Annotated in this window: 6 protein-coding genes; 4 read left to right on the top strand and 2 right to left on the bottom strand. The window is 62.4% G+C overall.

The features are described from left to right. Window positions 1-132: 132 nt before the first annotated feature. Complete coding sequence (locus RZ1_RS26330) at window positions 133-588, top strand: hypothetical protein (RefSeq protein WP_072815569.1); 456 nt, start codon at window positions 133-135, stop codon at window positions 586-588. Next, window positions 561-1,613: a DDE-type integrase/transposase/recombinase gene (locus RZ1_RS26325; RefSeq protein WP_072815568.1), complete on the top strand. Its 1,053-nt coding sequence runs from the start codon at window positions 561-563 to the stop codon at window positions 1,611-1,613. Before RZ1_RS26330 ends, RZ1_RS26325 begins: the two co-directional genes overlap by 28 nt. A gap of 209 nt (window positions 1,614-1,822) precedes the next feature. On the opposite strand, the gene RZ1_RS26320 is transcribed toward RZ1_RS26325, so the two are convergent. Both RZ1_RS26320 and RZ1_RS26315 read right to left on the bottom strand, forming a co-directional pair. Further along, window positions 1,823-2,548, bottom strand: a complete 726-nt coding sequence (locus RZ1_RS26320; RefSeq protein ID WP_072815567.1) for an SDR family NAD(P)-dependent oxidoreductase — start codon at window positions 2,546-2,548, stop codon at window positions 1,823-1,825. 61 nt (window positions 2,549-2,609) lie between these two features. Next, window positions 2,610-4,130 (bottom strand): class I adenylate-forming enzyme family protein, encoded by a 1,521-nt coding sequence (locus RZ1_RS26315; protein WP_072815577.1) that lies wholly within the window; start codon window positions 4,128-4,130, stop codon window positions 2,610-2,612. Window positions 4,131-4,335: 205 nt separating this feature from the next. Between RZ1_RS26315 and RZ1_RS26310 the strand changes: the two genes are divergently transcribed. Further along, window positions 4,336-5,145, top strand: coding sequence for an enoyl-CoA hydratase/isomerase family protein (locus tag RZ1_RS26310; protein WP_083583927.1), 810 nt, complete (start codon window positions 4,336-4,338; stop codon window positions 5,143-5,145). Between the two features lie 138 nt (window positions 5,146-5,283). Then, on the top strand, window positions 5,284-6,438 hold the full coding sequence (locus RZ1_RS26305; RefSeq protein ID WP_072815566.1) for an acyl-CoA dehydrogenase family protein: 1,155 nt from the start codon (window positions 5,284-5,286) through the stop codon (window positions 6,436-6,438). Window positions 6,439-6,908: the final 470 nt, after the last annotated feature.

Here is a 6,908-nt window from a genome sequence, read left to right as displayed (position 1 = left end):
GTCGGGTCGCCGGACGTCGCATTGCTCAGGTTGCTCAGGTTGGTGAGGTTGGTGCGAGTGCGCTGGTGCACCGCTGGTTGCCAGGATGATCGTGAGACACCTGGCAACCAGCGTGGGGATCGGAGCACCCAGATGATCGACATCCCCGTCGGGCGGACCCGCACCGGCAAACCCGCCTATCCCATGGCCTATCGGATCGAGTTCCTGCGGCAGTGGGACCAGTGCCTCGAACGCGGCGCCAAGACCCGCCTGCTCCGCGAGAACAGACTCGACCGCAATACTGTCAGGCGTTGGATCCAAGCCCGGGATTCGGGAGACTTGCAGGAGTCGATGGTGACCGCAGCAGACAACTCGAGGGACCGATTGGACAGTCGAGACCGCGCGGAACTCGCCAAGCTCCGCAAGGAAAACGAACGCCTCCGCGAGAAAGTCGCGCAGGCCGAGGCAGCCCAGGACATTCTGGGAAAAGCATTCGAACTCTTGCATGGGATCACCAAGAGTTCGACCAACGAGGAGCCGCAGATCCCGCCGTCGCTGATGAGTGCCCGCGAGTACGCGCAGTGGCTCGAGCGCAGAAAACTGTCCTGACCGACACCGTCACCGAGTTGGCCGCAGCTGGCGTCTCGATCGTGCAGGCCTGCGAGCTGACGGGGATACCACGGGCCAGTTACTACCGCGATGCCCGCGGGTATCGGCACTATCAGCCGGTGCCCGATCCGGTTCCTCAGAAGGATCGGCCGCAGCCGGCCGCGTTGTCACCGGCCGAGAAGGACACCATCGTCGAGGTGCTTCTCGCCGACGAGAACACGGATCTGTCGGTGTGCCAACTGTATTGGCGGTCCTTCGATGCGGGTGTGGTGGAGTGTTCGCAGTCGAGTTTCTATCGGGTGGCCCACACCCAGAACCTGGTCGGGGACCGGCGCCGTGGTCGCAGCCGCAGCGGCAGCCCCGGCCCGGCGGTCAGTCGCCGCAAGCCGGTCGTGGCGGCCCCGGCGGTGGGCGCGTTGTGGTCGTGGGACATCACCGAGCTGCGGGGCCCACGCACCCAGGACCGGTATCTGCTGTATTTGGTGATCGACGTGTATTCGCGGTTTCCGGTGGCCTGGCGTATCGAGTACGCCGAGACCGGCGCCGCGGCGGTGCAGATGTTCACCGAGGCGTTCGAGGTGTTCGGGGCGCCGCAGGTGCTGCACGCCGACAACGGGTCCTCGATGCGTTCGTTCGAGTTGCTCGACGCGCTCGAGGCCAACCAGGTGCTGCCCTCCTATTCACGGCCTCGGGTCAGTGACGACAACCCGTTTTCCGAGTCGTTGTTCAAGACCGTCAAGTACGACCTGTCGTGTCCGCCGCGGTTCGACAGTATCGACCATGCCCGGCGGTGGACCGAGGACTTCATGGGCCGGTACGCCCTCGAGCACCGCCACAGCGGGTTGGGGCGGTACACCCCGGCGTCGGTGTTCCTCGGCACCGCCGTCGAGGACCACCGACGCCGGCAGGACCGACTCGACCGGATCCACGCCCGGCACCCGCAGCGGTTGCGGCGTCGGCCGTTGGCGTCCCCGCTGCCTCGACCGACCGGTATCAACACCACCCGCCTGTCTCAGACAGGTTGACAATTACCGGCACCCGTCACGATCGCGACCGATACCGCGGACTCAGCTGAGCTGTCCGATGTGAGCGGCGGGACGACGCCATCATGGAACCGGTCGTCCAACGACTTCTCAGCATCGGCGCACCCTTGTCGACGACGAGGGGTGCGTTTCGCCTCTGGAAATAGAGAGCGTCTCGTGCCGGAAGGGCACGCGGGCACGGCGCGCCCGGATCAGCGAACAGTGTAACCGCCGTCCGCAGTCACCACGGCCCCAGTGACAAACGAAGCTGCGGGCGAGGCGAGAAAAGCGACCACCGAAGCGATTTCGGAGGGCGTTCCGAGTCTACCTAGTGGGTGTGCTGCCTCGAGCTCGGCGCTTCTGCCTCGAAGTAACGGGGTATCGATGAAGCCCGGAGCCACGGCGTTGACACGTATGCCTTTGTTGGCGCAGTCGAGTGCGGCGGCTTTGGTCAGTCCGATCAGTCCGTGCTTCGATGCGACATAGGGGCTGGCACCGCGCGTGGCGACGAGCCCCATCACCGACGCGACGTTGACGATGCTGCCACCCGTGCTCATAACCTTGAGCTCAGCACGGGTACACAAAAACGCACCGTTGAGGTTGATGTCGGTTACCCGAGTCCATTCGGTGACAGCGGTGTCGTCGACGGTGGCCTTGACCGGCATCCCCACGCCTGCGTTGTTGACCGCGATATCGAGCCGGCCGAACCTGTCGACGATCTCGCCGACCATGGCCTCGACCTGGTCTGGCTTGGATACGTCGACCGAGATCTCGTGGATTCGACCGCTTGTATGGCGCTCGCTCGGGGCAGTGCTTGTTTGTAGGTCGCCGTTGACGACGGTGGCGCCTAGCTCGATAAGCTCGCGGACACATGCCGCCCCGATGCCCGAGCCGCCGCCCGTGACCAGTGCAATCTTGTCGGTCAGATCAAGTTCCATGAGAGGTGTTCCGCTCCTTTTGCTTCCGTAGTCCTCGGTCCGCGTCCATAGGGTGCGGTTGTCACTGTGTGAGAGTCGCCTTCAGTTTCGGTCGATCGACTTTGTTGGTGGCAGTTCTGGGTAGTTCCTCGACGATCTCGATGCGCCGAGGCCGCTGAAGGCCCTGCAAATTGGGATTCTGTGCACAGAACGCGGTGACCTCGTCGACTGTTACCGATGGACTGGTAGGAACTATCACCGCCGTCACTTGTTGCCCATATCGATCGTGCGGCGTGCCGATGACCGCGACCTCTCTGATGTGCGGGCATTCGATCAGGTGACATTCAACCATCTGAGGATAGACATTCTCGCCGCCACTGATGATCATGTCGTCCGCCCGGTCGACGAAGTAGAGATTCCCTACAGTGTCGCGTCGTACCAGATCGTTGGTGCGCAGCCATCCGTCGGCGGTGAATCGAGCGGAGTTGGCGGCCGGCAAACACCAGTACCCTGGGCTGACGGTGTCTCCTCGAACCCACAGTTCGCCGACTTCACCTGGTGCTGCCTCTCGGTTCTGGGTGTCGGCCACGATGCGTATCTCGACCACCTGCGAGAGAGGCTTACCCAGTGATCCTTCGCACCTGGACTCACCGAGCGGTTGAAGGATCGAGACGCCGCTCTGCTCGGTCTGGCCGTAGATGTTGACTGGGACAATGCCGGTGGCGTTCGTCAGCTCTGCAAGCTTCGTCTGTGGCAGGGCTGATCCACCGATTGCGCATACGCGGATGGAGTCGAGCAAAAGGTGCTCGTCCTCGAGTGCATTGATGATGTCGAACATCATCGCTGGTACCAGCGCGACCACGGTGGGACGAAGGCGAACAGTATCACGGAGCCACTCTTGGACATTCCATCGGCGCAGAGTGATGGTGCCGCCGGCTGCGAGAAGTGGTACCGCCAGCAGTTGGAGGCCGCCGACATGAAACAATGGTGTGGAGATGAGTGCGTGATCGTCTTCGGTGAGCGACCAGCAGTCGGTCTCGGCTTCGGCGATCGCTGCAGTGTTCCTGTGGGACTGCCGGACTCCCTTGGGTTTACCGGTGGATCCGCTGGTGTACATCAAGAGGGCGTCGTCACCGTCCATTCGTGGAACCACGTAGTCGAGCGGCGCCACCGTAGTCAATGCCTCGGAAAACGCGACCCGAGCGCCGGTGGCCGCACCGACTGAGATGATGCGGTTCGCTGCAACGGTTCCATGTACAGATTCGTGCACTCGATCGACATCACCTGCGGTGGTGACCATCCATCGGATGTCTGAATCTTGTGCCGCGTGACGTAATGCGGATGGATGGAAGAGATAGTTGAACGGGACTGCCACTCCACCTGCTTGCCATATACCGAGAAGGGAAACGATCCACTCAGGCTGATTGTGCATGAAGAGACCCACGCGCTGACCTGGCTGAAGGTCGTGGTCCACCAGAAAGGCCGCAAAACGTGCAGCCTTCTCGTAGAGCTGACCGTAGGTCATCGTCGAATCACCATGCGCGAGTGCGAGTCGTGAGGAGTCGCGCCCAGCGACGCGACGCAACAACGTTACGATGTTCACGTAGATCTCCTCCAAGGGGTTTCCCAGCGCGTTCTCTGTGACCCGGAGGGGTCGACGCGATGATCGGTGACCCTAGGGCGGCACGAGTCCACGATGTTGTCCCGAATCGCGACATGACCGGAACCTGCGAAGGGTGTTGCGGTTTGCGACACCAGTCCTTCACGGCTTTCTCGTAATCTTCCGAAACGTCGATCAGGGAGGTCCAGTGGCGCAAGACAGCCGCACGCTCGAATCACGCTCAACTGACGGGGATGTTCGCTACTCGGTCGTCGGAGAGGTCGCGACGATCATCCTCGACCGGCCGACCGCGCTCAACGCCATCAATGTGCGGCTGCTGCGAGGGCTCGTTGACGCGGTAGCGGCTGCGGTAGACGATCGTGCGGTCCGTTCGATCGTGTTGACCGGTGCGGGGGAGAAGGCGTTCTGTGCCGGCGGCGATCTCACTGAACTGATCCCACGCCTGACGAGAGGCGAGCTGTCAATTTTGGTCCCGGACCCCACGAAGCGGTTCTTCTCGGACTGCTACAAGCCGATAGTTGCGGCCGTGAACGGGCTCTGCCTCGCCGGTGGGCTGGAAATACTGCTAGGCACGGACATTCGCGTGTCTTCGGCGACAGCAACGTTCGGTCTTCCCGAGGTCCGGTGGGGACTGGTTCCGGGTGCAGGTACCCACGTTCGCCTCCCGCAGCAGATTCCGTGGGCGATTTCTATGAAGCTTCTTCTGACAGGTGACCATATCGATGCCGCGGAGGCCGGCCGACACGGTCTTGTGTCGGAAGTGGTGCCGGTCGGAGTCGACGTCCGTGCGCGAGCGCGCGAGATCGCTACACGGATAGCGCAGAACTCGCCGTCTGCTGTGCAGACGGCGAAGGAGATTGCCGTGCGCAGTTTGTCGAACGAGCCGCGGTTCGCTTTGGAGTTCGCATTGAACGAACGAGTACTTCGTGGGCCGGACGCAACTGAGGGGCCCAAAGCCTTTGCGGAAAAGCGTCTCCCGCGGTACAGGGACCTTTGACGTTGACCACGTTTTCGACCCTTCCCGCTCGGGCCCCTTCCGAAAAGAGGTTTCGGACGAGCACGCCACAAGGGTACGCAACCTTGCACTCGGCGGGGACTTCGGCCTTTCCTGCCGAAACCGATGAGAGGTAAAACCATGAACGAATCGAACGAGTTGCTCGCGGCTGTTCACGAAGCAGTCGAGGGGGTCACAAAACGATGGGACAGACGCTATTACCTGGATTGTGCCCGTGAGAACCGGGCGCCGATCGAGATGTACAAGGCGATGGCCGAGCAAGGTTTGTTTGCGCTCGGTGTGCCCGAGGAAATCGGAGGGGCAGGAGGCGGGCTCGTCGCCACGGCCGCGATCATGGAACAGATGAGCCACGCGGGCACTCCGCCCATGCTGTTCTCGCTGACGTCGTTCGCCAGGCAGGCAGTTGTTCGACACGGAACGCCAGCACAGATCGAGCGATACGTTACCCCGACACTGGAGGCAGAACAGACATTCTGTTTCGCGATCACCGAACCTGACGCGGGAACGAACAGTTTCGAGATGCGTACCTTCGCGCACCACGATGAGAACGGGCGTTATGTCCTCAACGGGCAGAAGGTGTTCATTTCCGGTGCGGACCAGGCCAGCCACATCATGGTCGTTGCACGGACGGCTCCCCCGAACCCCGCGAACAAGACCGAGGGTATGTCGGTCTTCGTGCTTCCACGGGACACCCCAGGAGTAACGATGCAGCCGATGAATATCGATTGGAAGGCCCCGGAGCGCCAGTTCAGCGTGTGGTTCGACAACGTCACCCTGCCATCGGATTCACTCATCGGAGAGGCCGGACACGGGTTGGCCGCGATGTTCGACTCCTTGAATGCCGAACGCGTCGTCATCGCTGCGTGGACACTGGGACTCGGCCGGCTCGCACTGGACAAAGCAGTTGGCTACGCGCGCGCACGGAGCCCATGGGGTTCGCCGATCGGGTCGTATCAAGCAGTCTCACACCCACTCGCTGCAGCGAAAGCGCATCTCGACGCAGCCCGCGCGATGACTTACCGCGCCGCAGAGGGATTCGACCGCGGAGAGGATGCCGCTGACGACGCCAACATCGCGAAGTACCTCGCCTCGGAAGCGTCGTATCGTGCGATCGACGCGGCAATACAGACGCACGGCGGGTCCGGGTTCGATGAGGACACCGACATCATCACCCTCTACCCGATGATTCGAATTCTGCGGGTCGCTCCGCTCAACAACGAGATGATCCTCAACTACATCTCACGTCGAATGCTGGGTCTTCCTCGAAGCTATTGACAGTGGGAAGAGGCGCGCCTCATCGGACCAGTTCGGCCACCGCCCGCACGCGGCTTTCGCAAACCGGTACTCCTTGCCCGAGGTCGCTTTGATACGAACACGCGTCCCTGGCTCGGTCAACCAGGCACGCGTCGGCCGCACGCGCAAGGTCAGCGATGCGTCAGGAGTGACGCGGAGCAACAGTCCGCCGTTTCCGACACCTCCCGAGACTCGTGAACGAGCACGTCCCGACGGCAACAGTTCTGCTCACGCCGTCGCCGTGACGTTGTGAACGTTGCACCAACGGCGACGGCGGTTTGCATCCGCTTGCCGTAGCGGACGATTGTCTGGCCACCCGAACCGCCCTTTCCGGCCTGGGAGGCGTCGCGCTTCGTTGATCGCGCGAAGAAGACGCATCCGTTACTCCGTGGGATACGCGCGGCCAGTGAGCCGTGTGTCCGCGCACTCCTAAGCCCCGAAAGCGCGAGTCC

This window comes from Rhodococcus zopfii NBRC 100606 = JCM 9919, from assembly GCF_001895025.1.
Classification (GTDB): Bacteria; Actinomycetota; Actinomycetes; order Mycobacteriales; family Mycobacteriaceae; genus Rhodococcus; species Rhodococcus zopfii.
The sequence above is the reverse complement of the archived record's forward strand: the minus strand, read 5'-3'. Positions and strand labels throughout refer to the sequence as shown.